Genomic DNA, 24915 nt, shown 5'->3' on the forward strand with positions numbered 1-24915 from the left:
CAGATCCTTTCCTTGCACAGAGGCGTTATCGGGTGGTGGTGATCGGCTGGGTGGTCCAGGCATAGAGATCGCGCGCCATGCGGGCGTGCTGGCGGCAGTAGAGGGTGTGCGGTGCGCTGCTGACCTGTTGGGTTGCGCGCCGATGGCAGTAGCGCGGCGGGCGACCGTCGCCGAATTCGGTTTGCCAGGCGCACACCCGGAGGCGGCGGAGGAAGACCACGAGGCCCGGTCCACCGTTGACGCCGAACCATCGGCCGCCGTCGCCGTCGGTGGCGTGCCAGGTGAAGCGGGTCCAGCGGTGCCCGGTGGGCGTGGTGGCTCGTTCGCCGGCCTGGTGCCGGTCGGCCGGGTCGATGGTGGCGAGATGCCCGCCTGACCAGGTCGTGAGTGTCGCGCTGTCGCAGGCGACGTAGGCGGCGAAGCGGGTCGCGTGGTTGAGTGCGTCGCGCTGTCGTTCGGTGGCGCAGGCGTAGCAGATGGTCGCGCCGGTAGCGGAGTCGGTCGCGAATCCGGTGCCGATTCCGTCGGGCACCGGAACATGTCCGCAGTCGAGTCGAGTTGCCGCGTTGACGACGGCTCCAGTGGCCATGACGATGCCCTTTCAGTAGTGGAATTTAGGTAGATACGAATCCGCGCGCATGGCGGCGCGTTGCACGGGTGGCGGTCAAGCTCCGGCGTATTTGCATTGAACGATTTCGCCGTGGTGACGTCCGGCGCATTCGATGGTGCCGAGTGTGCGATCTTTGACCGCGAGTCGACGGCGGGCATCGGCTTCGAGGTCGTCGATGGTCGAGCCTTCCAGCGCTTCGTGGTGCAACTGCCGCTCACCGAACACGCGAGCATCGGGGAAGGCAGCGGCCCACATGCGGGCGTACAGTCCGGCGGCAGCGGATCGCATCGGGGCAATCGTGCTGACTTCGCTGCAGGCGCAGCACACTTCGACTGCCGTGCCCGGTCTGGTGTCTGCACCGTTGACGACCCGATTCAGGATTTCGCGGCAGTGCGGCCGGAACACGAATTCGCGGGACATGCGCTCATGCGTGGGCGTGAGCAGCGAAAAACTGTGGTAGAGCGTGTCCGCCTCAGCGGGATTAGTGGTGATCGCTCGTGCGATTTCCTCCTCGGCCCAGTCCATCTGGTCGAACAGTGAGCCGAAAATTTTTGTGATGTCGCCGAGAATGTCTAGTACGGGGTCACTTTCTGTTGATGCGGTCATGGCTGTTTCTCCTGCGTTGCTTGGCTTTCCTGTGCTTCTGCGCGACGCGGTCCCACCTGCGCGGCTGCTCTTGGGGCGCGAGGTGGTCAGCGGTGGCGGGTGATGCGGGCGAGCTGGACGAGTGAGGTGATGGGCCCGGCCCAGTAGCGGGCGTGGGCGGGCTCGTCGCCGATGCCCCACACGGACAGCTCGACCTGCGGATTGCTGGGGCGTGTCCAGGTGGCGTGAACGCCGGGCCCGGTGGTGCATCGGATGCCGTGCTCATCGCAGGCGTAGGTGTCCGCGGGGCCGGTCCACCCCATCGCGTGCAAGAACTCGGCGACCTGGGCATAGCTCGCGTCGAGTGGTTGCCCCGGGGTGACGGGCGCACGGTCGGTGGCACCGGATTCGCCGGTGATCACAGCGCGAACCTCGGTGGTCTCGAACAGGCGTCCGCGCTCACTGGAATCGGCGTAGGCCAGCGCGTGCGGCCCGGTGAACCACAACGTGAGCGTGTGCCCGTCCCGGACCCAGCCGCGCCGGTAACCGCGCCGCTCGCCCAATTCGGCGGACGGGATCGGCGGCAGGGTGCCGTCGAGTTCGTGATCGGGGCGGGCGGCCCATCCGTGCGCGGCGAGGTCGTCGAGAATGCGGGGGTAGGCCATGTCTTTGGCGCGGGCTCCGGTGTATCCGGCGGCGGCGCGTGCCATGGTGTCGGCGAGGCGGTTCATGCGCGCGGTGACGTAGCGCAGCCCGTCCGGTGGGTAGGGCGTGGCCTTGAACAGGGTGTGCGCGTCGTCGGTGAGGTCGGCGACCTGGCAGCGCAGCTCTTCGGCGTAGGCGGCGAGTTCGGCGAGGCTGGCAGCGCGCAGTGCCGCGAGCCCTTCCGCCGCGTCGGCGCGGGCACGGTTCCGGTCGGCCTCGGCGCGGGCCTCGGCGAGCGGTTCGTGGTCGGTGTGCTGGTTCATTGGTGGTGCTCCTGTGGGCAGGGCTCGCGGCCCCGCCGTCGGTGGCGGCGGGGCGGCGAGCGGGCGGGTGACGAACGCGGGCGGGTCAGTGGTCCTGGTCCCATCCCATGCGGGCGGCCCAGGCGGCGAGTGCGCGCGCGGCCTCGTGCGGTGTGCCGTAGGTGGGTTCCTCGGCGGCGGGAAGGTCGGGCCGGATGCTGCCGCCGGTGAGGTCGCGGGCGGTGTAGCGCTCGCGGTCCCCTTCGGTGATGCGGCGGACGGTGCCGATGCCGAGTCCGTTGACCGTGATGGGCCATGCGTGGGTGAAGGCGAACCGCTCCTGCTCGGGGGCGGTGGCGCGGTGGTGTGCGGGCCAGCGGTGCGCGGCCCACCAGTTGGTCACCGTGACGTCAATGACGCGGTCTCCCGCGTCGACGATGGCGCTCACCAGGTCCCGTGCGGCGGTGGCCCCGATCAGGTCGGCCAGCCGGGCGTACGCGTCACGGGCCGTGGTGAGTCGTGTGAGGATCGGTGCTGCCTCGCTGCGGAGGGTGTCGGCGTCCATCTCGCCGATCGCGTCGGTACGGGCGTCGTAGGCGTCGCGGTCGGTCATACCGGGTGTCCAGCGCGGGGCCAGCGCGTTGATGCAGTCCAGGCACGTGCTGCACCGGTAGACGCTGGGGTGTGACACGGCAATGGAAATCCCCATGCCGATGTTGTCGCACCCTGGGGTTCCGCACTCGCCGCTCATGGTGCCTTTGCTCATGGTCCCTCTGTCCTTTCTGGACTGAGTTCGTGGGCTGGGTGGTCAGGACCAGTCGCTCCACCAGCTGCGGACCTCGGAGGGCTCGGTGTCGTAGCACTCGGTGATGACCTGGTCCAGGTCAGCGGTGGGGTTGTCGAGGCGGGTCAGCGCGGCGTTCACCACGAGATTGATCAGGTCGTCGTCACGGTCGCGCGTGGCCACTTCGTCGATCACGAGGTCGGCACCGTCGTTGACGGCGCGGGAAACCTGGTCTCGGGTGAAGTGCGGCATCTCCTGGTCCGTCGGTTTCCTTTTCGGTTCGGACTTGGTCGGGTGGTCGGTGTGCGGGAATGTCGCGAGGAACGCGGCGACTTTGGCGGCGTCGTCCGACGCGACGGAGAAGGCGAACGCCACGTGCTTGCAGTTGCGGGGCACCGTGGCGGTGCCGGCCAGCGGCCCCTGGTAGCGCACGATTGCTTCCTGCGGGTCGCAGCCGAGCGGGCTGAGTCCGGGCGGTTGGACGGTCGCGCCGAGTGGGTCCGCGATGGCGTGCGCGAGCCGGTCGCGTGCGGCGGCCTGGTCGTCGAGTCGTTGTTTCAGCTCGCGGGTTTCCGCGAGGGTGGCCCGGTAGCCGGGCAGCAGCCGCCGGGCAGTCTCGGCGGCGACGGTTTCGGGTGTCTTGGCCGGGGACACCGTAATTTCGTGTAATGGCGCTGGGTTTCCGTGGCGGTGCCGGATAGTCGCTAGTTCGGCCGGGAGGCTGGCGGACAGCCTGAGCCGTGGTGCCTTCTCCCAGTCGGAGTAGCACACGTGAACGTCTTCACCATCTGGGCCGATCAGGACCCGGTCGCGGTGACCGTGGTAGCCCGGTTCGACCGTCCACGTCCCGTCGAGCGCTTCCGCCATCGCAACCGCGAATGCCTGCATGTCCATGGGTTGGTTTCCTTCCTGTGTCGCGGATTTGTGTGCGCCGGAATTGGTTCGGGCGTCGGTTGTGGCCATCTCGCGGCCACGGCACCCGCGCGGCGCATGGCCGCGCGGGCACCGAAGCGGCGAGAGTCCTTGTCAGACCGAGGCCAGCACCTTGCCGAGCGTCGTCACGGTGTCCTGGTCGAGCGCGTCGGCTTTTCCGTCCACCGCGCGGGACATGTTGCGTTCGGCGCGGGAGGCGTTGCGCACGATCGCTTCGTGGTGGGTGTAGGTGTTGATGGCCTGCACTACTCCCCACGCGGTGCCGCGCCACGGGCTGACCCGGTTGTCGGTGTTCCACAACCGGTTGAGCGCGGCCCGTTCGTTCGTTGCGGTAGTGCGGGCGCGTCCCTTCTCCTCGGGCATCGGGGTGTGTGCGTCCAGGAAGGCGTGCCATGCCTGGTCGGTCACGGTCGTTTCGCACAGGGCCTTGACCTCGGCGGCGAATTCCTCGGCCACCGTGTGGACCATCGCGAGCGCGTCGCGGGCCTCGACGATGCGGAACTTGCCGTTCTTGGAGTGCTTGACCTTGAACTGTTGGCCGTACTCGCGCAGCCCGGCCGACATCGTGTTGTCGCACACCACGTTGGTCACGGTGCGCTTGTAGGTGGTGGCAAGGCTGCCGTCGTGGCTGGTGCAGGCGACCAGGTTCGGCCGGAACTCCACGCCTTCCGGGGTGGTGATGTTCTCGGGCACTTCCACGCTCACCCATGCCTGTCGGCGGTCGCGCAGCAGGCCCGCGGAGCCGATCGACAGACCGTCGTCCAGGATCGTGCCGACCTTGTCCAGTAGCCATTCCTGGTACTGGTGCACGGTGTACCCGTCGGCGAAGATCCCGAGGACATCACCGGTATCCGATGCGGTGATGGCTTGCTTGTTGGGCACGCGGCGAAGGCCGAACTTGCCCGCCACAAGCACCGGTTCCGGTTCGGCGGTCCAGTGGAACAAGCGCCGCTGCACATCGGTGACCGGGATGGCTCCGGCGTAGTGGTTCGGCTCGCTGCCTTGCGCCGATGCCCGGTAGTGCCACGCGTGGCCGCGCTTGTCGGTGAACCCGATCAGAACATTGTTGTTGAGCCATTCGCTGGTTTCTTTGGACATGACAAACCCACTTTCGTTATAGGAGGTGCTACGGGAAACCGTTGTGCGGTCACGGCGTCCGCGCGCGACTGCGCGCGGCACCGAAACGCCACAACACAGTGCGGCTAGTTGCGGTAGTGAGATCGCATAGATTCTTCTGCCCGGCTCAGTGCGGCACGTTGCGAAAGCCACCGTTCGGCATCGCTGAAATGCCGGTGCCATTGCTCGGTTTCGTCGGGCTCAACCGAGCAGAACGCCAACCCGCGCCACAACCCGCGCCAGCGAAGGATCACGCGCACGTGTCCGTGCTCGGTCGCGTAGGCGAATACGGTTTCGTCGTCAGGCTGTTCATTCTCTTGTGGGCCCGATTCGGCGAGATAACGCACGACTAGGCTCACTAGTAGTTCATGGTGGGCCCCCATGGTCGACAGTGCTTGGTACGCGCGCCGGGCTCCGTGCTGGTTGGCGTAGTCATGAAAGATCGCGTATTGCCGGTCCTTCTCGCTTCCGGCAACCGGATCGTTGGTATCCACGATGTATCTCCTTTGTCCGCTGCCCCTTGACGGGTCGCGTTCGTTACGCCACGTTTTTGCCGTAGGGGTAGACAAGGGGGTAACAGTGCTCGCAGCCCCGCAGGGTTTCGCGAACGTCGGACATGGTTACGGTGTGATTGCCGTGCCGGTATCCGTCGACCATGACGGAAATGCATTCGCAGTCGTCTTCTGCGTAGCATTCGGCGCAGTCGTAATGCAGCGGCTCATCAAACGTTGTCGCGAGCCACTTGTCACACTCGGCGCATTCCCGATAGCCCAGATTGGACATGATGCGGTCGATATCCCAGCTGTGACAGTCGGTGCACAAAGTCTGTCCGTCATCGCTGAGCGCAGACACAACGTCGGCTGCGATGTCTTCCGGAACGTCGTAGGAATCGACCAGGACGCGCGCGGCATTCTCCCTTTCCCGTTCGTAGAAGTCTTCGTCGTCGAGCAGGGGGTATCCCGCGAGAGAGTCGCCGATACGGTCGGCGGCCTCACGTGCGGCGGAATCGCCGTAGTCGTAGGCAAGAAGGCCGTTCCACTCTGCCGTTTTCCTCGGCGCCGCTTCCTCCATGAGCCGCATTGCCGCTTGCCCATTGGACACGTCCACCATATGGGAGCATTGGTGCCCGGTGAGGTAGTCGCCAGGAATTGGCAGTGGATCACCGCCCGATCCGAGAACGAATCCGAAACCGGACCATTCATTGTCCCGGGCGCAGTCTTCACCGTCCCATGTCCCGTAACGGTAATTTTGGCTGAAGTACCAGTGTGCAGCTTTGGAAAACGAAATTTCAGGGTTGTTCATGATTGACACTCCCGACGGGCGTGGATTAGTTACGGGTCACAGGCCGCATGCGGCAAAGAAGCGGTCCCGGTTAAATCGGGGGTTTACTGATTTGAAGTACGTGCACAAGGCGTCGGCGAGTGCTTTTCGTTCGTTGTCGGCGACTACTTCCCGACGTACGGAATCGGCAATTTCTTTGAAGTCCTTGCGTGTCATGACAGGTCCTCCAATGGTGTTGTAGTTGCATGTTGTTTGGCGGTTCAGGCCAGTTGCGAACTGGTACGGGTCGAAATGTGGACGCGTCGGGTGCGATTCACGCAATGGGGATCATCTTCTATGTCCGTGCAATGCGGAATCGCAAGCGATAGCGCCCGGTCGGCCGGTAGCGCATTCCCTGAACCTCCCTAAAAGGGAAGCCATTATGTCTAGTGCACAACGCAGGGAACCATGCCCGTAAGACATAGCGTGCTACGAACGGCAAAAGCGCGACGCGCTTGAGAGAGTGTCGTTCAATGTCGGCAACCGCTTTACACAATCCGGACGCCCACGCGTTGTGACGTTTTTCGGTGCTAGACCACCATGTAGTTATCTTGGGGACACACCTGTGGCAGGCATGCCTTTTATGCGCGCTACTCCGCTCTATAGCAAGGGATTCACATAACGGGGCTGCAAGCGCAGTTACTACGCATCCCAGACTAGAAATGCGCGTTTGGCTACGCGTCGTTCCCCACTACTGCCCTGCACGGTTTCGCTGCTGTCCGCGCGGCCCAAGCCGCTGCCCGCGCTATGCGGGTCTTATCGTTCGTAACGGCCAATCCTTTGAGGAGAAGAAAGGAAGGAGATCGCTCGCGGGACGCCGTGTCCCGGTCCTCACGCCCTTCGCTGTCTCATCCGCTCCGGTCTGTCTCGGTTACATGTCTAGGTTGACACATGACCTAGACACTTTCAAGCTCCAGTCGAGTTCCGTTATCTCGCCGTTACCTTCGGCGTCGACCTCCCTGCTCAGGGCCGGTTGGGCCCTTGAGCTGGGAAGACGCAGCGGAAGAGAATGACCCGCACAGCGGCAGCCAGCGCCCGCGCCCGCGACCCGCACAGCGGCAGCCAGCGCCCGCGCCCGCGACCCGCACAGCTTGGATTCAGTACGAATTTCTCTTTGGATATCTTGTGGTTTTTGAATCACACCACTTGCGGCGACGCCGTTTATATGGTTGTCAACATCTATGAGTCATGTTTCTGTATCGTTAGGTTTTATCTTGCGGGCAAGGAAAAGGCGGAAAGAGCCATGCAGTCACTTAGGATCAAAAAGAAGAAAGAATGGAAGGAAAGATGTGGCGAAGGAGAATGAAGAAGAAGCTGGCTACAGCAGAACGGGACCTGCGGACGGAAGGCAGTGCGAGCATCAGATAGCCAACACACCACCCAAGCCGACTGTTCACGTGCCTGCCGGCACCGAAGTCGGGGGACACGGAGGAAGGGGTTGCCCGGCGTTGGCCTGTGACAAGGCTTTGACGCGCCCCTTCCTCTCTAGTGGGAGCCCGGAAAGGAAGACGGAAAGGAAGGTGGAGAGGAAGGTGGACGGGCGAGAGGTCTACGGGGTCGCCGCCGACTCCGTGCCGGTTGTACACGCGGCAGAGTACTGGCCTCGGGTCGTGCTGCAGCTCGCCTCCGCGGCTGCCACCGCCGCTTCCCGGAATCACGCGAATAAGTTCACATCACGGGCGTTCAACGTATCCGCGAGGAATCAACCCAGTATAACGAGGTTGGCTCGTGTTGGACAGCCTCCGGAAACTGGCGGATCGCTATGATATTCGTGTCTACTTCCTGCGTTAGGCGCTGGGTTCGTTTAGCTGGCTTGCCGGTTGGATATGTGATTTCTCGGCTGTTGTAGGGCGTCCGCGAGGCGGAGAGTGCTTGGGGCGGGGCGTTGGTCGAGGTCGGCCAGCGATGTGGTGAGCAGGTGCAGGGTGCGTGGGATGCTGTCGTGCTGGCCGAGTCGCGCTTGCAGGCGCATGAGGTCGCGGTAGATCGCCTCGTTGTAGGGGTCGAGGTGGCGGGCTTGTTCCAGCAGAGCGAGTGCCTGTTCGGGGCTGTCGGTTCTGATCTTGCGGATCAGGGTGCTGAGCGTGTCGAGGACGTCGCGCCGGAGTGCTTCGCGGGGTCCGTCGATCCAGTCTGCGGTGATGCCTTCGGCGAGGTCTCCGCAGTACAGCTCGGTGACGCGGTTCGACGCCGCGACGGCCTCTGTTGCCGGGGCTTGGCGGCTGGCGGTGATGGCGTCCTGGAGCCGCCAGAGGTCGGCGGTCAGGATCGCCTGGTCGAGCCGGTAGTGGCTGTCGTGGTTGACGATGAGGTCGAGGGGGTCGTCGTTGCTTGCCCGGCGAAGGCCGCGGCGTAGCTGGGACAGGGTCGCGTGGAAGCTGTTGTAGGGACGTTCGCCGGGAGCGTCCGGCCAGAGCGCGGCGCTGAGGGTTTCGCGGCGGCACCCGTCACGGTGTAGCGCCAGGTAGACCAGGATCTCGCGTTGCCGCGGGGCGAGAACGTCGATGAGGTCACGGGGTTCGGGGTCCGCTCTGGTCAGGTGCAGCCGGCCGAGCACCTGCAGGTGCAGCGGCGGGACCGGGGCAGGATCAGTGGCCGGGCGCGGTGCGGTCGCCGGGGTGTCGTCGCGACGGGCGGCCGAGGGGCGCGGCTGGCTGCTGACCTCCGGCGGGGATGGCTCGATCGTTTCTGAATCAGCCGGTCCGGACGGTCCGGTCGTCGGGGACTCGCCGCGGTCGTCGCTGGCGTTCTCCGTCGACGGGTTCACGGCTGCAGTAGCGAACTCGTACTCGGAGACGAGTGGCTCGGCACTCGCCGTCGTGCTCTCGGCCCGGCTTTGCCGCTGTGTACCTGGTTCCGCGGCGCTGCCGGCGACGGTGCGGTCTCGGATCGGGTCGTCGCTGCCGGGCTCGGCCGCGTGTAGGAGTGCGAGCAGGTCACGGGCGTCGGCGTCCGGCAAGGTGAACAGTCGGGCGCCGGCCAAGTCATCGCTCAGGGTGGGGCTGGTCGCTTCGACGGTGCCGTCGTCGCGCACGCGCACGGTGCCGCCGGGGTGCCAGGGGCCGAGGAACACGCCAGCCAGACCGAGGTGCGCGCCGTTGTCGAGGACGGCGTGCGCGCGCCGGTTCGTGTCCGCGGTGGGCGTGGCCACCACCACGGCAGGCCCGACGTCGTTGTGCGGGTGCGCCGTGTTCGCTGACGCGTGGTCCCGCGCGAGGTCGCCGGTGTCGGTGCGGGCGACCAGCTCGGCTTCCAACGTCGCCAGCGCTGCCGGCAGATCATCGACGATGCGCAGCCGGTCCGGGACGGGCTCCGCCGGGTCGTGTCCGAAGAGCGCGCGGGCGTCGTCGGCGGGCATCACGATCATGGCGTCGAGGCCGTCGCTGGTGGCCTGCGCGAGCAGGGTCATGATCAAGGCCCGCGCGGCGGCGTGGGCACCGGGACCGGTGAGTCCCAGTCCCCGCGTGTTGGCGAGGTCGAGCGCGATGGCGTGCCCGTCGCGTACGCCGAGCGAGGTGTCCTGGGGTGCCGGGAGCACAGCTCGGACCGTGGCCTGGGCTCGGTCGCGGGCGTGGATGTCGGCCGGTCGTGGATGTCCAGGTGGTGCGGGCGCAGCGGCCGGGTTGTCGTCGACCGGCTGGGGCGCGGTGGTGTCGTGGGCGATGCGCAGTGCGCGGACGACCGGGAGGCCAGCGGGGTCAGCGTCGCCGCGTGCGCCGGGGTGGTACCAGCGGCGGCGCCGGAGTCGGACGGTGATCATCGCGAGGGTGATCAGGGCAGCCAGTCCGAGGCCGACGAACGCACCGGTCGGCAGTGCGATAGCGGTTCCGGGCTGTGCCTCAGGCATGTCCGGCTGTTCTCCTCGAGGTGCGTGCGGCGGGGCGGGCTGCTCGGCGGAGGTAGCCGGGCCTTCTGGGGCGGGCGCGGGTGCCGGGCTGTTCGGTGGCGTCGCGGGCTGCTCGGGTGGCTGCGCGGGTGGTGGTGCCGCCTGGGCGGGCAGGACGAGGTGCCAGCCGGGCAGGATCTGGTCGGGGTGGCGCAGCGCGCGGCCGTCGGGTTGGGTGCGGCCGGCGTTGAGGTCGAAGATCGCGTGCCAGGCGTCCGGGTCGCCGAGTTCGCGTTCAGCGATGGCCGAGAGCGTGTCGGTGGGCTCGACGGTGACGGTGCGCCCGCTCGCTGTGGCGATGTCCGCGGGATGGGGCAAGGCGACGGCGTCCGGTGGCAACCGCAGCGTCCATCCCGGTTCCAGGTCGTCGGGGCTGTCGGCGAGCAGGCCGGGGTTGAGCCGCACGATCTCGTGGTAGCGGGTGCCACGGCCGAGGTGGCGTTCGGCCAAGTCCCACAAGGTGTCGCCATGGACCACCGTGTAAGGCACAACGTCGTCCGTTCGCGCCGCCGCGGGAGACGACGTGCTCGGGGCGCCGACGGTCCCCGCAGTCTGGTCGGTTGCGGTGTCCGTTGCGGAGCCCCGGGCTGCCGTGACGGGATGTTCGTGGGGCCACGGCGGCGCGGTGGCCGCAACCGGTGTTGCCGGGGCTGTCGATGCCCCTGCGGTACCGGCGGAGGTGGCCACGAGAACGGCGGCCACCAGTCCGGCGATCCATCGGCCACGCGGCACCCGGCGCAGCAGACCGCGGGCGGTACGGACACCGTGCCCCGTCTGGCGAATCAACTCGACCACGACGGAAAGAGTCAGCAAGAACCAACCGGCCCACGCCACCGCCACGACCAGCCAGAGCACGAGGTCGCCGGTCAGCCACGCCCACCGCAGCGCGTTCCAGATCCGTTCGGGCCACTGGTCGATCGGAGTGGGACCGGGCCAGTGGTCGGGAAGAAGGTGAGCGGGGTCGGCGCCGAGCGCGAGAAGCCCGCACGGTATCCCGGCAATGAAGGCAAGCAAAGCCAGCGCGGCGAATGCCCCGCGAATCCGCTGTGCTGCTGCGGTCGTCATGGCAGGTCGCCGGTCCGGGTGCCGACGCCGAGTTCGGCCAACGCGGTGCCCGTCGCCTCGGCGGTACCGCCGAGCAGCCCGATGGGGGCTGGCTCGACGACGGTGACGGTCACGCGGACCGCGCGCGGTCCGGCGACGCTGACCTGACCGGGATACCCGGCACGAGCGAGGTAGTCGGCGGCAGTGCGAGCTGCGGTCGTCGTGTCGATGCTGACCGCGGGGCTACGGGTGTCCACCGCGGTGTTGGCCGCGCGGGCGGCTTCGGCAGCCAGCGCGTCGGCGCGGGCGATGACCCGCAACCGCGCAGAGCCATCCACCACCAAAGCGAAGACGAGCAGCAGCGCGGGCACCAGGACGGCCACGATCACGCTGACCGAACCCGTGTCTCGCGGCGTTGTCCGTGTCGTCATGGGATGCCTCGGTATGGGTCGGTGGGGCTGGTAAACGTGCTCGTGATCGTGTCCGTGCCGCCGGGGACCGGAAGTGCGAGATCGCTCAACGCGACCTGACACGTCAGGCTTGCCCGCACTTGTCCGGCACGGCCGACCGCGATCTGGCTGGCGTCGACCGACACGCTGGAGGTGTGACACGTCAGGCCCTCGCGGTCGAGCCGGTCGCGGGCGACGCGGGTTCCGGCCTGTTGCGCCGCATCGGGGCTGCGCGCGATCGAGGCAGCTCGCGCTGCTGCTGCGGCGGCGTTGTCGACCGCTTGCTGTGCCGAGCTGACCCGGGCACCGGCAATGATGAGCAGCCCGACGAAGAGCACGGCAGGCACCAGGATCGCGGCTTCGACGCTGACTGAACCCGTGTCACTCCAGTAGCGCGACCGGCCATGGTGTGTTCGGTTTCGTGACCTCATGGGCCGTCTCCAGCCGCCAGTGCGGGCACGGTGAAGCGCTCTTTCACGGCGTGCGCCGATGCGGTGACGCGGATGTCCAGGCCTGGGATGGGCACCAGTCGGATGGCGGTGCCCGACACCTCCACTTGGACGGTGTCCGCGGTGACGGTGGTGTGGATCTCGGGGGCGGTGAGGACGCCGCGGCCGGTGAGGACGCCGCGGCCGGCGCGGGTGGCGAACGAGCGCGCGGCCTCGGCCGCCGTGGTGGTTGTGCCACCGACCGGACGTCCGGCCTCCACCCCGGCCTGGGCGGCTTGCGCGGCGACGGCATGGGCGTGCCACCACAAGCCGCCTTGCACCGCCGAGAGGATCAACACGAGGGCAATGGGAAACAGAATGGCCAAGCCGACGGATTCTGCTCCCTGGTCGCGGATCTGAGTTGTGCCGGTGCTTGTCGTCGCCTGTGGATGTCGCCGGTAGCTGAGCCCGCTGGTGCGCATCACTGGGCCGCCGAGCTACTTGCCGCCAAGGTGTCCGCTGTGGGTGTTGGAGCAGCAGCGAGGGGACGTGGCGTGGACACCGTCTTCGCAGTGGTGGTTTTCGGCGGCTGTGTGGTTTTCTTCGTGCGGGAGCCGCTATTGGCGGGCTTCTTTCGCTTCGTAGACGCCGGTTTGCCCGTATCGAGCCAGCGGGCGAGGTCGGTGGCGGGCACTTCGGTGAACTCGGCTAGCTCGTCAATATCGATGACGTCGCTGGATTCGGCGAGGGCCTCGCCGAGTTCGCGTTCGACGTCGTTCAGCTGGGCAGCGATCTCGGCGTGACGCGTGGCGAGATCGCCGATTCGCTGTGCCGCAGCGGATCGCTTAGCGCTACGGGGTGCGTCAGCCTCTGCGACACGACGTTCGATCTCCTCGCTGGTAGGCATCCTGGCTCCTTCGTCTCGTCACTTAATCTGGCCTTGGAACTGCTGCACCACGGCACGGATCGCGACCCCAAGTCCGATGGCCACAGCGAGCCCGATGGCCACCAGGACGGCCTTCTCCACGCTTTCTGATCCGCGATCACTGGTGGCACGCACGCGTTCCCAGCGGGCCGTGACGGTGACGAACAACAACATCACTGCGCCGCCGAGACTCAGCTCAAGCTGCGCAACGCGACGCCGCGCCGCGGTGAGGTAGTGCTCCAGGATCTCGGTCATGATGTTCAACTCCTTGGTGTGCAACGCTTTTAGGTGATTCGTCTCTGGCTGCGCGCTAACCACCGGCTGTCAGCAGCCGGAGCAAAGCTGGATAGATGGCCAGCAGGAGAAACGCGACCAGCAACAGGGCAACCGGGAGCGCGAGCCGCTGGGAACGCCCGTTGGCGTCGGCCTTGTCGGCGGCGAGCGCGGCCGAGCGCAGCGCGCTCGCTTTCGCGATCAGCGTGCTGTAGATGGCAGTGCCGTCAGCGGCGGTGGACAGGATGTCGGCCAGGTCGGCGAGTTCGACTACACCCATCCGTTTGCCCAGCCGGGACAAGGCTTCCCACGGGGTGTGCCCGGCGCGCATCGCCCGGCCGAGCGTGCGACTGATCCGCGCGAACACCCACGAGTCCGCTACCGCGGCAGCTTCGGCGAGTGCTTGGCTCGGGGCGCGGCCCGTCGCCCGTTCCTGGGCCACCAGGTCGAGATACGCGGCGACCCCGCGCCGGAACTCCTCTCGTGCCCGAGTGGCGTCCTCGCGCACGGCCAGCACCGGCACCAGCGACCCGGCCACCGCGGCGACCAGCACGCCCAGGATCACAACAGTGCCGGGGAAACCGACGCCGCCGAACCACGCCAGCCCCGCCACCGCCACGACACTTGCAGCGGCGCCGCTAGCCCATGCCAGGCGTCGAACGAGGTAGCGTTCGGCAGTCTGGTCGAGCACGTCGAGGTCGCCGGCCGGAATACCCCACCACCGGTTCGATGACCGCGCCGAGTACCCGGCCAGGCGGTGCAGTCGAACCGACCAGCGGCCCAGCGGCGCAGCTCCGTCCACGCGACGCGCTGCACGGTCGTCCAGCTCCGCGACCGCGGCGGCCAGGTTGACCGGTGCCGGCCGGATCGACGCCAGAATCACGCACAGGAGCGCGATCCCGGCGAGGGCACCGAGAACAGCGGCAGCGATACCCGGGTTCATCGCAGGGCCTCCGTGTCGGGCTGGGTGACCACGGTCAGCGAGCGCTTCGGCTTCGGCGCGCCGACTGGGGTCCGGGAGGAGACGCCGAGCAGCCGGGCGGGACGGCGAGTGCGGATCAGGATGTGCATCCACCACCCGGCCGCGCCGAGCAGACCCCCGATCCCGGCCATGACCACCTGGCCCAGCACTCCGTCGAAGGGCGAGAGGAATTCCCGGGCGAACAACACCAACCCGACCAGCAAGACCACGGTGATGCCGAGGATCGCGCGCACATCGGTGCGCGGTTTCGCCCGGTCGGCTTCGATGTCGCGGCGGGCCACGACCTCCCGTTCGAGGGCGGTGGCTTTTGCGTCGAGAACATCGACCAGACCGCGTCCACCGGCGCGGGCGCGCAGGACCAGGGCGAGGACGACCTCGTCGGCGGCTTCGTCGCCGACGTCGTCGGCGAACGCGCGCAACGCCTGCTCTAGGCCGCGGGTGCGCAGCCGCACTGCGAGGGTCTCGACCTCGGTGGCCAAGGCGTCAGGGGCGGTGCGGGCCGAGCTGGTGATCGCCTGCTCCAGCCCGCCCGCGCCGGAGGCCAGTATGTCGGCCAGCCGCCGTACCCAGCTTGCCAAGGCGTCCAAGCGGGCGATCAGTCGCTGCGCGTCGTGTCCGCGGGCCAGGATCGGCACGGTCACCGCCCCGGCGGCGGCCACCATCGCCGCAACCGGCCAGCCAGTGGCCCACCACACCACCGCGCCCCCGACCACCGCCACAGCAACCCGCCGCAGCGGAAGCCGTGCCAGGCGCTCCCGCCAGTCTGCCGCTCGCTGCGGCACGGAACCTCGAACGCCACTACCGGCCTTCCGCGGGGCAGGAGGCACCATCGCCGCAACTGCGCAGGCGAGGGCCAGCACGGCGACGACGCCGAGCAAGCCCGGCCACACGTTCGTCATCGCCGGCCTCCTTCCGGGAAACCGGTGATGTTTCCGGCACCTGCCCCCGCACCGGCGATGTCGAGCTGGGCGCGGTCGAAGCCGTGCCGCTCCAGACGCTCCAGCAGGTCACGGCTGGGCGCATAGGCCGGAACCGCGCGGCCGTCGGCAGGGCGCGGGGCGAAGATCCTGGTGGTGTCCGGGCGGCCGGAATCACCGACCGGACCGACCTCGACGACCTCGGAGACGAACCGCTGTCGGCGGTGCGCTCCGAGGTGGGTGTGGTCGGTGCGGGCGACGTGCACGACCAGGTCGATCGCCGACGCGGTCCACTGGTGGGCGGCCTCGATCGCCAGCGGCGGGATAGCCAACTGCCCGAGCGCCCCGATCCGGTCGAAGACGGCGGACGCATTGGTGGCGTGCAGGGTGCACATCCCGCCAGTGGCGCCATTGCCCAGTGCCCGCAGCATCGCGGTGACCTCTCCGGCGCGGACTTCCCCAACGATCACCCGGCTCGGCGAGTGCCGCAAAGTCTGCTTGAGCAGATCGTCCAGGGTGATTTCGCCGATCCCTTCGCTGTTGGCCGGCCGGGCTTCCAGCGGTGTGACCAACGGGCGCGCGCCGATGTGCAGGCCGAGTTCGTATTCCTCCTCGACGGTCACGACGTGTTCGTAGTTCGGGATCTCGGTGCACAACGCGCGCAGCAGCGTGGTTTTCCCCGCGGCAGGACCGCCGGAGACGATCACGTTGCAGCCCGCGCGCACCGCCGCACGCAGAAACGACGCGATCACCGGATCGAGCGTGCCGTTGGCCACGAGGTCGTCGAGGGTGACGTCGACCAGGCGGTGGCGACGGATCGCCACTCGCGGCCGGTCGCTGACTTCCATCACGGCCGCGACCCGAGCGCCCAGCGGGCCGCCAGCACCGATGCGAAGGTTTCCCAGCGGGCGGCCAGCATTGAACTCGCGCGACGTTTGGCCCTGGCGGGCGAACATCGCCGCGAGCATCTCGACCAACTCGGCGTCGGTATCGGCCACCGGGTGTGGCCACGGCTCGATCGATCCGTCGGCCAGTTCCAGCAACACGCGGTCGCAGCCGTGCACGTGGATGTTCTCCACGTCCTCGCGCTCCAGCAACTCCTCCAGCGCGCCCAGTCCGGACAACGCGGCCACCACCGCGCGAGTCAACCGGCGTTCCGCCTCCACCGACAGCGGTGCCTGTCCGGCAGTGGCGCGACGCTGCACCCAAGAAGCGACGTCCTCGGCCACGTACGCGCGCATGCGTGTCTGCTGCTCCTCCGCAGACAGGGGCGTGTCCAGATGGGTCTCCCCAGCGGCGACGCGTTCCAGCCGGGCCGCGACCGACTCCCGGATTTCCCTTACAGCGCGCGGGTCCAGTTCGTCGCTCGCCGCGTGGTCCTGCGGTTGCCCGAACGCCTGCGGCGGCCTGCCGCTGCCCCTGGTGACGCCGCCGTGTGGCGATGCCAGCGGCACCGGGTGCGGGTAGCTGGTGGGACCGTTCGGGAGGCGGTATCCGTTGTGTGGCAACGTCATCGTGTTCCTCCGGTGAGCGCGCCTGCGGACACCGGCGGTGCCGGCGCGCGCAATTCGGCGGGCGTGTAGTTGTGGTAGGTCCCGTGCAGGCGGCGCGCCGCACGGCGTCCTGCCCGCAGCAAGGGCGACCGACGGGGCAGGGCACCGCCGTCGACCCCGTCGGAGAGCACCGCCGCAGTCCGCGCGTCCGCAGGGATCTCAACAACGACGTCGCGGCCCAGCGCCGCGCGGACCTCACGGGTGCCGGCAGGCGTGGTCGCGCATACCGCCAGCCCGAGTCGCTCCGGGGCGATCCGTTCGGCGAGTTTGGCCAGCACCGGGCGCGCGGCCAGCACGTGCCGCTGGGTTGGGCGCACCGCGAGCAACACGACATCGGCAGCCAGCAGCAACGGCCACGGCGTAGCCGTGCCGTAGCGGCCGACATCGACCAAGGAGTCGGCTGGATGACCGGTCACGGTCCGGAACGCGGCCAGCGACGCGGTCAGGCGCGTCCATCCCGCAGCTCCAACCGCGGCGTGCTGTTCCGGCGACGTCAACCCGGCCAGCAGGCCCACGTGCCGCGCAGGTGGCACGGTCTGCACGTGCTCAATCAGCGTAGCCGGGTCGCCCGCCCTCGCGTGGCGGGTCGCGGTGGCGTGCGACAGGACGCCGAGATCGGTGCGAACCGTGCCGTCCACAAGCCACTGACCCAGCCAGCCCGGCGCGAGGTCGCCGCCAGCCGGGTCGCAGTCGGCCAGCAGCACCGGCGCTGGCCACGCCGCCGCCAACGCGGCCAGCGTCGTGGTCGCGCCCGGTGCTCCCTTGCCCGAGACGATCGTGATCATGGCCAACACCCTCACCGCCCTTCCCGACGAAGATTCGCTCGCTATGCGCCTGGTCCGAGCTGGACCACGACAACCTGGCCCGCCGCGGCGCTGGTCGCGGCCTGCGCGGAATCCGCGCCGACGACGACATCGACCGTGACCGCGCCGGTCGAGTCCGGCGGACCGGTGCCCACCACCCGCGCGCGAAACGGCCCGGCCGTACTCGCCGAGGCTTGTCCCGCATCGGTTCCTGTGCCCCCCGCGAGGGCGCTGACCTGGACCAGATCGCCGGGCGACAGGCCACGCGCGGGCAGGTGCCCCGGCTTCACCGCGAGCCCGACCAACCGCTCACCCGGCCCAGGAACCGGTTGCGCGGACACCTGTCCGGGTGCCAGCACAGTGCCCGCGGGCAACGAGGAGCGGGCAACCTGCCCCACCACCCCCGCGCGATCACGGGCCGGGATTGAGGACACGCCTTGGTCCGGGACCGCTTTCGCCACCCCGAGATCGCCGTCGCTGATCCGCTGGCCCCAGCCCACGTCCCGCGTCAGCACCACGACATCGATCCGGGCGTCCTGGCCCTCGATCAGGGCGTAGTTGCCGAATGCGACTACGGCGGCCAGCACGACCGCGACGCCCAGCAGCCACCACCGCCGCCGACGCGGTACCCGCGGGCCATCACCATCGTTGGGCAGCTCGACGTCAGCTGAGCCGCCACTTGCCTGGCGTGGCCCGGAAAAAGACACAGCAGTACCCACTGGGCAACTCCTTACCCATTTTCGGAAATACAGTTTTCTTGTGTCTGACAGAATGCGTCTATCGCATTCTCGGTACGCTAATTCGCACGCAGAGCCTGTACCTCGGCAACCGCGAAGCTGGCCCTCGCCCTCGACTGCATCTGCGGGAAGTCACCGCCGACGTCAGCAGTTCCGTCCGATCCGACCCAGCTCACCGACCACTGGATCGCCCACTCCGCGCTGGCCTGATCGTTCGGTTGGCCCACCGAGCTGCGGGTGTAGACGAACCCGCAATCCGGACTGGCCGCGTGCAGACCAAAGGAGCGGTCGTACGGTGTGCCCGGTCCCGAACATGTCATCGAACCGCCCGTGCCCGAGTTAAACGTCATGCTCACCGGGGTCGCGGTCACCTCGGCCCACACTGGTCCGACCTGCACCCGCTGCACGGCCGGATGCCACACCTCCCGGTCGGTCCATATCCAGGTGTTCTCGCCGACGATCGTGCCGTCCCGTCCGTCCGGCAACCGCACGTCCGGTGAATGCCGTGGCACCGGCAAGGGCAGTTGCAACTGCTCGAATGCCTGTGCCGCCAGCTCAGCCGGAGTCGGCAAGGGCGGTGCCGCAGGCGCACCCGGCGGTGCCGGGGCGTCCGCGGGAAGCGGCGGCAGGCATCGCATGCCGAACGCGCTACCACCCGGCCGACCAGCGCCGGGGGTACCTCCGACACCGAAACCGCCAAGAAAGCATCCGGGAGGAATCCCGCTCGGCGAATCGGCAGCATCGCTCGAACCGGCGGCGGCCTGCCGATCTTGGCCGGTGCCGGCCGACTTCTTTGCCGGACCGCCCGGCCGCACAGGTGCCTGGCCTCGCTGCTCCAAGGCCCGCATGTCGATGTGTGGCGGGGCGACCAGACCAGAGAGGTCGCCCGGAACGACGATGACCTGACCATCGTCATTGCTGGGCGGAGGCGGATCTGCCTGGGCTGGTGACGGCAGGCCCGCCACTGATATCCCACCCAGGCACAGCACGCCTGTCAGGACTTGTGCGATATGTCGGCGGACCATCAGCATGTCCCGCCGGGGAACGTGACTTGAGCGACCTTCCACCGGCCGTCGGCGCTGTCGCGTTTGAGGTCTGCATTGACTGGATTCCGCGGTACGCCGACGGTCTTTCGATCACCGGTCTTGGCGTCCGCCTGGCCTGCCCTTGAACCGTCTTGGCAGTCGACTACTTTCGCGGAGGCGCCGGTGATCTGAACTGACACGATGCGCGCAGTGACATCGCCGTAGACCTTGATCCCGGCCTGTTTCTGAGATTGCATCGCGTTCAAGGTGGTGGTGAGCTGAGGGTCGACTGCGACCGCGGCTACGACGTCATGCCAGGTGTTCTCCGGCTTGTCGCTGGCGTGGAACGTGCTGACCCAGAATTGGGTGTAGGCGGTTTCGACTGCGGCGCGTTCGTCCTGGGCGGAAGAGGTCGCTGCTTGTGACGGCGCGGACAGGTTCGGCGATGACGATGGTGACGGTGCCGGGTTGTTTTCGCCGCTGCACCCCGTCAGCAACATGGCGAAGGTGCCAGCCAGGATGACGTGCAGTCGCCGACGATTGGTACCGATGTTGCTCACAGGGTCCTCCCCAGTGCTCCCGATGCTGATGTCCATGCCGACCCGCGCCTGTGCAGGCCGCCATGCGCCTATGTCAACAGGATGCTTACCAGCGCGCCGGCGAGCAGGGGTGGACCTGCGGGGAACCGGGATTTCATACTCCTGGACGACACTGCTACCGCAAGCGCGACCAGGGCGGTAAGCCCGCTCGCGACGAGCAGACCGCGCAACAGGCCATCCCACCCGAACCAGCCGAGGTACAGCGCGAGCGCGGCATACAGCGCGGTATCGCCGCCCCCTGTGTGTTCCGGCGCGCACATCTGGACCAGCAAGGCAAGGCCGAGCACGGCCACCATTGCGATGCAGGCGAAGCCGAACCGGAACCAGGTTCCGTCGATCACGGTGGCCCAGAGCATGAACACCGCGCCTCCGCCTGCCAGCGCTGCCACCAGCGGAAACGGTAACCTTCGGCAACGTAGGTCTGTGAGCGCCAGGCCGCATCCCAGCGCGCACGCCCAGCACCATGCCAGCCAGATCGGTGTCGCGCCGAGTCGAGACAACCCAGCCCAACACAGCACCGCCGTCATCAGCGACATCGCCGTGGGAAGTGCGATGCGTGCCAGCCGGCCAGTGACAACCACTGTGCCCGTCGTTCGTTCCGTGGCCGCGAGCAGCGCTGGTCCCGCCGCGATACTTGCGGCTCCGACCGCGGGCACCAGGATCGACATCATCAACACCTCCAAGACGAGTACGAAGGCGCTGGCGTGGACCGCGGCATCCGGTCCGGCTCGCGTCGTGGTTGCGCTGGTCCTCATCGTGGTCGACAGACAGATCGGCCTTGATCGTGACGATCCGCGCGTACTGGGTGCCTGAAGTCATCGCGCGTACTGCTCCGGTCGGGAAGAGCTACGGTGTCGTCCGGCGGTGGGTGGCGTGGCAGACGCGGACGCCCCCGCGTCCTCCACCCCTGGCGCGGGTTCGGTGCCAGCAGTTCCTGGGATCTCGTCGGGGCGTGGACCGGAACCCGCCAGGCCGGTCCTCGTCGCGGTGGCAGACGGACCGGTGGCGGGTTCCAGGTCGGTCGCTTCGGCAAAAGCGTGGAGGTTCGGAGGCGGGGCGGGCGCGGTGACAAGTTCTGCGATGGGCTGCCAGGTGACGCACCGATCGCACCAGGCATAGCTGGGAATGGCCTCGGGGTTCTCGGCGAGTTCGACGAGTTCGGCTTCGCCGATCTCGTCGAGTGCACGCGTATGGGAGCAAAGAAGGAGGAAGTGCGCCATCGGTGTGCTCCGTCCAGGACGGTGGGGCTCGGGATGGGGCGGCGGCGCGGCGGACGTGGAGGCTGGGGTCCTGGCGAGCCGCCGCACCAGCCGGTCCGAGCGCGACTCGGCGCTCGGGGTCGGGCGCGGTTGACCGCCCAACCGTGATGGTTCACAGAGGGAATCGACATGCGTCGGCGCGGTTGAACCAATCCACGAGACGGCCACGGGCGTCGAGAAGAGTTGCGGGAATTCCAGGGATGACATCGCGAAGCGACCGGCGGCGAGAATAAGGGGCTGGCGCTGTGCGAAAAATGCAGATATGGATTCCAGAAAAAGGTTGTGACTTCCCGGCATTTCCGTGTTGACGGGATACCCGGATTGAGTTCCGGGCGCCGGGGCGACACCTAGGGGGAGGAGTGTCGCCCCGGCAAGCGAGACCGGGCGAGGCGCCGTCGATCCCCCGACTGGGTCGACGGTTCCGGGAGGTGACTCGGTTCGCATACCTCCACAGTGGAGCAACGAGAACGCTTCGGGGCCTGGTAGGTGAGGACAGTCTTGTGCTCTTTTTGTGCTGGTTTTGTGCTCGTTTTGTCCAGACGAAAACAGTTTTCATCTATCCGAGGGGTTGGCGACATCGCGTGCCCGTGTCGGCACATGCTGTTACTTTCGATGCTCGCGCGGATGAGCGTATCGGGATAGAACTACGCCGCACCAGTAGGGCCTCGGCGTGTCCCGAAGCCCTACTGGGTTCCAGGCGGAGAAAGAGCCCAATGGCTGGGTTGCTCAGGTGCCGGGCTCGTCGCGGGTGCCCAGGCACACGTTGATCGTGGCGATCTGGGCTTGAATGTCGAGTGCACGCGGGTCCTGCAGTGATTCGAGGATGTCCCCCGCGGCGCGGTAGGAAGCGCGCGCTCCTTCGGGGTCGCCGAGTTTGGTCAGCGTTTCGCCTCGGGCGACGAGGGTTTCGGCCTGGCCCCAGCGTTCGTGTCCGATGCGGCGGACGGCCAGGGCCGCGTCGAAGTGGGTCAGCGCAGCTCGTGGCTGGTGCTGCTGCAGCAGCACCAAGCCCATTTGGTGATGGGCGAGGCTGGCGACGGGTTGTTTCGGGGCGAGCGCCAGGGCGCGGGCGAGCGCGTCCTCGGCGAGCGCGCGGGCGTCCTCGGTGTTGCCCAGGTTCTGGTGCGTTCCGGAGAGCATGGCGCGGGTGACAGCAACGCCGAGGTCGAGGCCGACGCGCGCGAAGAGCGTCTCGGCCAGTTCGTAGGCCCCTTTGGCGTCGTCGTGGCGGTCGAGGGCGCTGTAGGCGGCAGCGAGGCCGAACTCGCTCCAGGCGCGGCCCCGGTCGTCGCCCAACTCGGTTTGCAGGTCGACCGCGCGCCGGAGGTGGTCGATGCCTTCCTCGGTGCGCCCGAGTTCGTGCAGGACCCAGCCGAGGCTCTGGGTGCAGCGGGCGATGCCCGGGGTGCTGTCGAGGGCTTGCGCGGCGGCAAGTCCTTCGGTGGCCGCGGTGAGCCAGGTGCTCCAGTTCTTGGTCAGGTAGAAGTAGGGAAGAAAGAAGGCCGGAAGCATCCAGGCGGCGTCTCCGGCGCCGATGGACCGGGCGTGGCGGGCGAGTTCGAGCGCGGTGGTCACTTCGGTGTCACACCATGCCAGCGCGCCGTGATAGTCGTCCGGGGCGAACGGCGTGGTGACCTCCGGAATGGTCGTGGTGCCGGTTCCGGTGTCGAGTTCGAGGTCGAGTGTGAGCCCGGAACCGGCCCAGTTCGGGGTCAGGGCGTTGCTGGCTTTCCACGCGGTTGTCACGTACCAGCGCAGGAGCCGGTAGCGGGCCCGTGCCACCTCGTCGAGGGAGTCTTCGACGACGGCGCGCTGATAGGCGTAGGCGCGCAGGAGGTGGTTCATCCAGAGGCGTCCGGCGCCGACGTAGGCGTCGTCGAGCAGGTGGGCGTGGCGCAGCACGTCCAGCACTTCACGGACGGTACCGACGTCAAGGCCGGTCTGGGCGGCGACCGCCTCGGCGCTCAGCAGCGGGACGGGGATGATGCCGGCCAGCCGGAACACACGCTGCTGCAGCGGCGACAGCGCGAGGTAGGACAGGTCGATCACGCCGTGGACGTTCGTCGAAGGGTCTGAGGATGTGAACACGTCCAGGCGCCGTGTTTCGCTGCCGAGCCGGTCGGCCAGGCTCTGCAGCGAGTCGTGCGGGTGCTGCTGGATGCGTTCGGCGGCGATGAGCACTGCCATCGGCAGTCGGCCGCAGCGGCGCACGATCGCCTCGGCGGCCTCGCGCTCGACCTCGACACGTGCCTCGCCGGCGCGCCTGCGCAGCAGGGTCAGGGCTTCCTCGGGCGACAGCGGGGGCAGGTCGATGTGCAGGCCGCCGCTATGCAGCAGCAGGGAGGGCTGGTGCTCGCGGCTGGTCAGCACTACCACGCTGCCCGCCCCGGGCAGCAGGTGCCGGACCTGTTCGTAGCTGGCGATGTTGTCCAGCACGACGATGGCCGGACGTGCGGCCAGCAGCGAGCGGTAGCGGGCGGCGCGTTCCTCGATCGTGCCGTGCAACGCGTCGGCACCGGCTCCGAGGGCGTGCAGGAAGCCGTCCAGGACGTCGCCGGGGTCCACGGCTCGTCCGGGGGCCAGCCCGCGCATGTCGGCGAACAGGCAGCCACCGGCGAAGCGGTTCTGCACCCGCGCGGCCCAGTGCAACGCCAGGGAGGTCTTGCCGACCCAGAAGCCGCCCTCGATGACGGCGGTGACCGCAGCTCCGGGGCGGGCGTGCTCGATGAGGGCGGCGTCGAGCCGGTGCAGATAGTCCTCGCGGCCGACGAAGTCCGCGGCGGCGGGTGGCAGTTGCATCGGACGAGCGGGGGCACGACGAATCTCGTCCTGTTCGTGGGCGAGCTGTTCCAGCTCGCCGTCGGCACCGAGAGCGCGGTCGACTTCGCGAACCAGCGCAGGTGCCAGCGGGCGCGCGCCGTGCAAGATCTTCGACAAGTAGCTCGCGCTGTAGTTGGTCTGGGCCGCGATGTCGTCGATCGTCATGCCTCGCTGGCGGCGCAGCCGGTGCACCGCCTCCGCGAAAGCGTTGATGGACCTCAATTCCACGTCTCCCCCTGGATGGATCGACGCGCTACAGCCGCTTGTGGCGGAGCAGCGCGTCGCGGCGCCGTCCGAGGACGGGGCCGCAGGCTGTGGGGACCGGATCGGACGTCCGCATCACCAAGTGGAGCGACGACCGCGACAGCCGAGATTCGTTTGTCCCGCGCCGACACGCGGAGTGACCATCCCGTCAATGACAGGCAGTCACCACCCAACGCCCACGCCGGGGCGCCTCGCCACCGTCACACCCTTGAAGCGATGCGACAGCCACCAGTCACAGCTCGCGGGAGATTTCCCAGCTCATCCGGTCCTGCGTCGCAAGACCTCTCCCCGGAGGTGGAAGATCACCCGATCTTTCCTGGATACCCGCATCTCCCCAACCGATGCAACTACCGGGTAACCGATTACACCTTTCGGGCTAATCGTGACACGCAACACTACTCAACGCAACCGAGTAGAACTACCTGCCGTCACTGAGTGTTATGACGCTTGTGCGAACGAGGTACGTCGGTGCGGCGTCGGGAGCGGGTACAGCAGCGCCACGGTTTCGACAGCGCACTCCGGGCAGATCCGCAGGTTCGCCGGACGACGCGGCCCCAGAGATTCGAGCACGAGCTGGCCCTCGTGCAGGTGACGGGTGCACACAGAGACGTCGGTGTCGGGCAAGGCGGTGTGTGCGCGTCCGGGGTGGTACGGGC

At 68.0% G+C, this 24915-nt stretch carries 26 protein-coding genes; 2 read left to right on the top strand and 24 right to left on the bottom strand.

Annotated features, from left to right (window positions below):
* Positions 1 to 25: 25 nt before the first annotated feature.
* From SACMADRAFT_RS20355 to SACMADRAFT_RS30090, 9 genes are all read right to left on the bottom strand, one after another.
* Positions 26 to 589, bottom strand: a complete 564-nt coding sequence (locus SACMADRAFT_RS20355; RefSeq protein WP_009155727.1) for a hypothetical protein — start codon at positions 587 to 589, stop codon at positions 26 to 28.
* Positions 590 to 664: 75 nt separating this feature from the next.
* Positions 665 to 1216 carry a hypothetical protein gene (locus SACMADRAFT_RS20360; protein ID WP_009155728.1) on the bottom strand — a complete coding sequence of 184 codons (552 nt, stop codon included), beginning with the start codon at positions 1214 to 1216 and terminating at the stop codon, positions 665 to 667.
* Positions 1217 to 1302: 86 nt separating this feature from the next.
* Positions 1303 to 2163: a hypothetical protein gene (locus SACMADRAFT_RS20365; RefSeq protein ID WP_009155729.1), complete on the bottom strand. Its 861-nt coding sequence runs from the start codon at positions 2161 to 2163 to the stop codon at positions 1303 to 1305.
* Positions 2164 to 2248: 85 nt separating this feature from the next.
* Complete coding sequence (locus SACMADRAFT_RS20370) at positions 2249 to 2908, bottom strand: hypothetical protein (protein WP_009155730.1); 660 nt, start codon at positions 2906 to 2908, stop codon at positions 2249 to 2251.
* Between the two features lie 42 nt (positions 2909 to 2950).
* A complete protein-coding gene (locus SACMADRAFT_RS20375) occupies positions 2951 to 3820 on the bottom strand; it encodes a hypothetical protein (protein ID WP_009155731.1) in 870 nt (289 codons plus the stop codon).
* Positions 3821 to 3952: 132 nt separating this feature from the next.
* Complete coding sequence (locus SACMADRAFT_RS20380; RefSeq protein WP_009155732.1) at positions 3953 to 4957, bottom strand: DUF932 domain-containing protein; 1005 nt, start codon at positions 4955 to 4957, stop codon at positions 3953 to 3955.
* A gap of 104 nt (positions 4958 to 5061) precedes the next feature.
* Positions 5062 to 5469, bottom strand: a complete 408-nt coding sequence (locus tag SACMADRAFT_RS30085) for a hypothetical protein (protein ID WP_009155733.1) — start codon at positions 5467 to 5469, stop codon at positions 5062 to 5064.
* 43 nt (positions 5470 to 5512) lie between these two features.
* Complete coding sequence (locus SACMADRAFT_RS20390) at positions 5513 to 6277, bottom strand: hypothetical protein (protein WP_009155734.1); 765 nt, start codon at positions 6275 to 6277, stop codon at positions 5513 to 5515.
* Positions 6278 to 6313: 36 nt separating this feature from the next.
* Positions 6314 to 6472: a hypothetical protein gene (locus SACMADRAFT_RS30090; RefSeq protein ID WP_009155735.1), complete on the bottom strand. Its 159-nt coding sequence runs from the start codon at positions 6470 to 6472 to the stop codon at positions 6314 to 6316.
* Between the two features lie 832 nt (positions 6473 to 7304).
* On the opposite strand from SACMADRAFT_RS30090, the gene SACMADRAFT_RS30095 reads away from it, so the two are divergent.
* On the top strand, positions 7305 to 7601 hold the full coding sequence (locus SACMADRAFT_RS30095) for a hypothetical protein (RefSeq protein ID WP_009155736.1): 297 nt from the start codon (positions 7305 to 7307) through the stop codon (positions 7599 to 7601).
* Between the two features lie 498 nt (positions 7602 to 8099).
* On the opposite strand, the gene SACMADRAFT_RS20395 is transcribed toward SACMADRAFT_RS30095, so the two are convergent.
* The 14 genes from SACMADRAFT_RS20395 to SACMADRAFT_RS31040 all read right to left on the bottom strand — a co-directional run bounded on the left by SACMADRAFT_RS20395 (position 8100) and on the right by SACMADRAFT_RS31040 (position 20305).
* Positions 8100 to 11246 (bottom strand): LysM peptidoglycan-binding domain-containing protein, encoded by a 3147-nt coding sequence (locus tag SACMADRAFT_RS20395; RefSeq protein WP_009155737.1) that lies wholly within the window; start codon positions 11244 to 11246, stop codon positions 8100 to 8102.
* Entirely contained in the window at positions 11243 to 11656 is a 414-nt protein-coding gene (locus tag SACMADRAFT_RS20400) for a hypothetical protein (protein ID WP_009155738.1), read from the bottom strand. Before SACMADRAFT_RS20400 ends, SACMADRAFT_RS20395 begins: the two co-directional genes overlap by 4 nt.
* Positions 11653 to 12105, bottom strand: a complete 453-nt coding sequence (locus SACMADRAFT_RS20405; protein WP_009155739.1) for a TadE/TadG family type IV pilus assembly protein — start codon at positions 12103 to 12105, stop codon at positions 11653 to 11655. Before SACMADRAFT_RS20405 ends, SACMADRAFT_RS20400 begins: the two co-directional genes overlap by 4 nt.
* Positions 12102 to 12488, bottom strand: coding sequence for a TadE/TadG family type IV pilus assembly protein (locus tag SACMADRAFT_RS20410; protein WP_232285444.1), 387 nt, complete (start codon positions 12486 to 12488; stop codon positions 12102 to 12104). The genes SACMADRAFT_RS20405 and SACMADRAFT_RS20410 overlap by 4 nt, the downstream gene beginning before the upstream one ends.
* A 95-nt stretch (positions 12489 to 12583) precedes the next feature.
* Positions 12584 to 13009, bottom strand: a complete 426-nt coding sequence (locus tag SACMADRAFT_RS29300) for a hypothetical protein (RefSeq protein WP_009155741.1) — start codon at positions 13007 to 13009, stop codon at positions 12584 to 12586.
* Positions 13010 to 13027: 18 nt separating this feature from the next.
* Positions 13028 to 13282: a hypothetical protein gene (locus SACMADRAFT_RS20420; protein WP_009155742.1), complete on the bottom strand. Its 255-nt coding sequence runs from the start codon at positions 13280 to 13282 to the stop codon at positions 13028 to 13030.
* Between the two features lie 55 nt (positions 13283 to 13337).
* Positions 13338 to 14243 carry a type II secretion system F family protein gene (locus SACMADRAFT_RS20425; RefSeq protein WP_009155743.1) on the bottom strand — a complete coding sequence of 302 codons (906 nt, stop codon included), beginning with the start codon at positions 14241 to 14243 and terminating at the stop codon, positions 13338 to 13340.
* On the bottom strand, positions 14240 to 15181 hold the full coding sequence (locus tag SACMADRAFT_RS20430; RefSeq protein WP_009155744.1) for a type II secretion system F family protein: 942 nt from the start codon (positions 15179 to 15181) through the stop codon (positions 14240 to 14242). Before SACMADRAFT_RS20430 ends, SACMADRAFT_RS20425 begins: the two co-directional genes overlap by 4 nt.
* Positions 15178 to 16713, bottom strand: a complete 1536-nt coding sequence (locus SACMADRAFT_RS20435; RefSeq protein WP_009155745.1) for a CpaF family protein — start codon at positions 16711 to 16713, stop codon at positions 15178 to 15180. The genes SACMADRAFT_RS20430 and SACMADRAFT_RS20435 overlap by 4 nt, the downstream gene beginning before the upstream one ends.
* Positions 16710 to 17537: a hypothetical protein gene (locus tag SACMADRAFT_RS20440; RefSeq protein WP_009155746.1), complete on the bottom strand. Its 828-nt coding sequence runs from the start codon at positions 17535 to 17537 to the stop codon at positions 16710 to 16712. The genes SACMADRAFT_RS20435 and SACMADRAFT_RS20440 overlap by 4 nt, the downstream gene beginning before the upstream one ends.
* Positions 17538 to 17578: 41 nt before the next feature.
* The gene (locus SACMADRAFT_RS20445; RefSeq protein ID WP_009155747.1) at positions 17579 to 18274 is read right to left on the bottom strand and encodes an SAF domain-containing protein; all 696 of its coding nucleotides are present in this window, start codon (positions 18272 to 18274) and stop codon (positions 17579 to 17581) included.
* Positions 18275 to 18351: 77 nt separating this feature from the next.
* The gene (locus SACMADRAFT_RS20450) at positions 18352 to 18930 is read right to left on the bottom strand and encodes a hypothetical protein (protein WP_232285445.1); all 579 of its coding nucleotides are present in this window, start codon (positions 18928 to 18930) and stop codon (positions 18352 to 18354) included.
* A 386-nt stretch (positions 18931 to 19316) separates the two neighbouring features.
* Positions 19317 to 19877 carry a hypothetical protein gene (locus SACMADRAFT_RS20455; RefSeq protein WP_009155749.1) on the bottom strand — a complete coding sequence of 187 codons (561 nt, stop codon included), beginning with the start codon at positions 19875 to 19877 and terminating at the stop codon, positions 19317 to 19319.
* Between the two features lie 68 nt (positions 19878 to 19945).
* Positions 19946 to 20305, bottom strand: coding sequence for a hypothetical protein (locus SACMADRAFT_RS31040; protein WP_232285446.1), 360 nt, complete (start codon positions 20303 to 20305; stop codon positions 19946 to 19948).
* Positions 20306 to 20516: 211 nt separating this feature from the next.
* On the opposite strand from SACMADRAFT_RS31040, the gene SACMADRAFT_RS31045 reads away from it, so the two are divergent.
* The gene (locus tag SACMADRAFT_RS31045; protein WP_232285447.1) at positions 20517 to 20729 is read left to right on the top strand and encodes a hypothetical protein; all 213 of its coding nucleotides are present in this window, start codon (positions 20517 to 20519) and stop codon (positions 20727 to 20729) included.
* A gap of 1172 nt (positions 20730 to 21901) precedes the next feature.
* On the opposite strand, the gene SACMADRAFT_RS20465 is transcribed toward SACMADRAFT_RS31045, so the two are convergent.
* Entirely contained in the window at positions 21902 to 24223 is a 2322-nt protein-coding gene (locus SACMADRAFT_RS20465; protein ID WP_009155752.1) for an XRE family transcriptional regulator, read from the bottom strand.
* Positions 24224 to 24915 lie beyond the last annotated feature (692 nt).

This window comes from Saccharomonospora marina XMU15, assembly GCF_000244955.1.
Taxonomy (GTDB): domain Bacteria; phylum Actinomycetota; class Actinomycetes; order Mycobacteriales; family Pseudonocardiaceae; genus Saccharomonospora_A; species Saccharomonospora_A marina.